General features: G+C 68.0%; 3 protein-coding genes. All 3 read left to right on the top strand.

What is annotated here, in order from left to right:
• Positions 1-299: hypothetical protein (locus tag CHB86_RS24820; RefSeq protein WP_217898376.1), on the top strand; the 299-nt coding region annotated here is incomplete at its 5' end.
• 75 nt (positions 300-374) lie between these two features.
• Entirely contained in the window at positions 375-1,796 is a 1,422-nt protein-coding gene (locus tag CHB86_RS24040) for a mannose-1-phosphate guanylyltransferase (protein ID WP_089235655.1), read from the top strand.
• Positions 1,789-3,147: a right-handed parallel beta-helix repeat-containing protein gene (locus CHB86_RS24035; RefSeq protein ID WP_141135008.1), complete on the top strand. Its 1,359-nt coding sequence runs from the start codon at positions 1,789-1,791 to the stop codon at positions 3,145-3,147. The genes CHB86_RS24040 and CHB86_RS24035 overlap by 8 nt, the downstream gene beginning before the upstream one ends.
• The last annotated feature ends 41 nt before the right edge of the window (positions 3,148-3,188 follow it).

Below are 3,188 nucleotides of genomic sequence, written 5' to 3'. Positions count from 1 at the left end.
ACACAGCCCCCCCAAAGATCCAGGCCACACTCAGCCCCCAAGGACTTCAGGCCGTCCTCAACGGCGACACAATCGAACTCGCGTTCGAGGATGGCGAAGTGCTGGAAGCGGTCCTCGGTCCAACTGCCGGAGCCGAGGTCGCGGCGGCCGAGCCTGGGGCGCCAGTGCCGGTAACTCTCGTCACGCAGAGCCCGCTGCCCGCCTCCCGGAGTGGGCAGATGGCACAGCTTCGGATCGTCCGCGAGGTGCCGCTGCTCGGCGGCATCTTCGGCCGGAGCGGAGCGGTTTTCGGCGGCTGAGGCCGCGTGACGCCGCCCGGAACGGTCGGACGGCGCATCCCCAGATTGACCAGTGACTGCAAGGAGCACGTTCACATGTCCCATATCGTCCCGCTTGTCCTGTGTGGCGGCTCCGGATCGCGGCTCTGGCCCGTCTCCCGCACCGACAGCCCCAAGCATTTCCATGCGGTCAACGGGGGCAACTCCCTGTCGTTCCTGCAGGAAACCGTTCAGCGCCATACGGGAAAGCGGATGCGTGACCCGATCCTTGTCACGAATGCGCGGCATGCCCATTACGTGCGGGCGCAGCTCGACGAGATCCAGGTGCGCGGCGAGATCATCGGCGAGCCCGTCGCCCGCAATACCGGACCCGCCGTCCTCGCGGCGGCGTTCCGGGCACTGGAGCGCGACCCGGACGCCGTGCTCCTCGTCCTGCCCTCCGACCATGTGATCGAGGGGGACGTGAACGGCACCGTTCATGCCATGTACGACGCGGCCGAGGACGGTCGGATCATCACCTTCGGGGTGCGTCCGCACTACCCCGAGACCGGCTATGGCTACATCACCGACGGCGGGCCGATCGACGGCTACGACGGGCTGCACCACGTCGGCGAGTTCGTCGAGAAGCCGCCGCTCGACCGGGCGCAGGCCCTGCTCGACGGCGGGCGCGCCTACTGGGCCTCGGGTATCTCGATGTTCCGCGCCGACACGATCGTCGAGGAATACCGGCGACTGGATCCGATCAGCCTGATGGCCGTCCATCATGCGCTGGCGCATCGCGCCTTCGACGGAAACGGGCTGGTGCTGGAGCGCGGCGCTTTCGAGAAAGCCGAGAGCCTGCCGACCGAGGTCGCCGTCTTCGAGAAGACCCGCGCCATCGCCCTGGCGCCGCTGCAGGTCTCCTGGAACGACGTCGGGTCCTGGGAGGCGATGCACGGGATCGGGACACCGGACGCACAGGGCAACGTGATCTCCGGCGACGTGATCTCGGTGGAAACCCGCAACTCGCTGGTCCGGTCGCAGGACCGGTTGGTGGCGGTGATCGGGCTGGAGAACGTCGTCGTTGTCGATACCAGCGATGCCCTGCTCGTTGCCTCCCGCAGCGAGGCGCAAAAGGTCAAGCAGGCGGTGCAGGCGCTGAACCTCTCGGACCGGCAGGAGGCGCATTCCCATCCTACCCACAGGTTCTCCTGGGGCGAGAGCCATCGCGCCTTCTCCACGGAAGCCTGCGACGTGACGCATTTGACGATCAATGCAGGCGCCGCTTTGACCATAGACGGAAGCTGCGGGCCGATGCACCTGATCGGGGTGCGCGGAGATCTGGCGGTCTCGGGCGAAGCATCTCCGCGTGAGCCTCTGTCCAAGGGGCTGCGGCTGTCGCTGGCCGAGGGGCGGGATTTCCGGGTCGAGAACCTAGGCACGACCCGTGGCGAGGTCGTGCTTGTGAGCAACACCCACATGGTCGAACTGCCGGTTGCCAAGAGCGGCGCGGAACTGCGGGACGAGTTGCGTGCCTAGGCGTTTCGGGATCCCGGGCCGGGCAGGGGGCGCACTGGCCTTCCTGCTCGGGCTGTGTCTGCTGCCTGTTGCTGCGGTGGCTGAGGGCGGCCGCCTTGTCGAGATGGATTTCCGCCTCGTCATGGCGGCGATGGCGCAGCGCGTCGGGGGCAACGGGCAGTTTGCGCTCTACCAGGCGCAAGGTCGGCAGGAGCCGCGGGCGCTGGTTGTCGTGGGCGGGCGGCTCGAACTGGACGCGCTCGGACCGAAGAACCCGGCGCTTCAGTCCGGGCTGCTGGTCAGCGAGGCCGGTGGCGGGATTCTGGCCCGCACGCCTCTCGTCGTCTGGGAGGGCGCCGAACTGGCGCTTGGGCCGGGAACGGAATTGCACCTGAGCCGAAGCGAGGGCGCTTTCCTCGCAAGCTTCGGCCGGCTCACACTCGATGGCGCACGGGTTGCGGGGCGCGGCGAGGCGCCTGCGGGAAATGCCGAGTTTCGCCCCTTCGTGCTGGTCGCCGGGACGGGCGTGCTGACTGCGCGGGACAGCCGGTTCGAGGCGCTCGGCTTCGATCTCGCGCCGGCCTATGCCGGGGTGGCGGTGATCAATCGCGGGATTTTCCCTGCGGTCGGTTGCACCGAGATCCGGGACACGCGCCTCGAGGCCGTGGGCAGCCTGCTGCTGGAGGACACCGAGGGCGCGACGCTGGCGGGTAACCGGATCGAGGCGGCGCAGGGCGCCGGGATCTGGCTGCGACGGACCCGCGATCTGCGCCTGGTCGGCAACCGGGTCGTCACGCCTTCCGGACACGGCATCCGGCTCTCCGCGGGCGCCGCGCGGGTTCAGCTCCTCGACAACGAAATCACGGACGCGGGCGAGGCGGGGATCTTTGCCGATACCGGCAGCGGCGCGGTCCTGATCCGTGGCAACCGGATAGAGGGCGCTGCGGGTGATGCAATTTCGATCAAGCGGTCCGATTGTGTCTCCATTCGCGACAATGTCGCCCTGCGGGCCGGCGGCAGCGGCATCCGCCTGCGCCGATCGACGGCGGTGGAGATCCGCGACAACCACCTGAGCCGGAACGCGGGTGCCGGCGTGTTGGTTGAGGATCAGCCTCAACGCGCCGAGACACGGCTCGAGGGCAACCGGCTGGCCGGCAACAGCCGCGGGCTCGCGGGCGCGAACGCCGGTGCGATGCGGCTGCTCGGCAATGACTTCACGGACCAGTTCCCCCGGTTGCTCGATGGCGACCTGGTCTACCTCGCCCGCGACCTGCTGGGAGATTTGCACGGCAGAAACCTGCTGCTGCTCGCCCCGCATGGCACTGCTTTGTCGGGTTTTCGTTCGGATTGTCCAGTGATGGAGGGATATTGAGATGGTGTTTTCCTCGGAGAGTTTTCTGTTTCTGTTTCTGC

Source organism: Tropicimonas sediminicola (genome assembly GCF_900188335.1).
Classification (GTDB): Bacteria; Pseudomonadota; Alphaproteobacteria; order Rhodobacterales; family Rhodobacteraceae; genus Tropicimonas; species Tropicimonas sediminicola.
This window is presented reverse-complemented; position numbering and strand designations above follow the sequence as displayed.